The sequence below is a fragment of the Acholeplasma sp. ORD1043 genome (genome assembly GCF_057808485.1).
Genome location: NZ_JAQLOJ010000030.1, coordinates 1 through 211 on the forward strand (window position 1 = coordinate 1; position 211 = coordinate 211).

The following is a 211-nucleotide window of genomic DNA, read 5'->3' on the forward strand; positions in this document are numbered from 1 at the left end:
TCTCATCAGGAATTACTTCCCAATAATGGTGGAGCTTAGCGGGATCGAACCGCTGACCTCCTGCGTGCAAAGCAGGCGCTCTCCCAGCTGAGCTAAAGCCCCATATTTTATTAAATATGAATATAAGTGGTGGGCCTGAATGGACTTGAACCATCGACCCCACGCTTATCAAGCGTGTGCTCTAACCAACTGAGCTACAGGCCCACTTTTC

General features: G+C 49.3%; 2 tRNA genes. Both read right to left on the reverse strand.

What is annotated here, in order from left to right:
* Positions 1-26: 26 nt before the first annotated feature.
* Positions 27-102: transfer RNA gene (locus PG914_RS06905), tRNA-Ala, on the reverse strand.
* A gap of 25 nt (positions 103-127) precedes the next feature.
* Positions 128-204, reverse strand: a tRNA-Ile gene (locus PG914_RS06910).
* Positions 205-211: the final 7 nt, after the last annotated feature.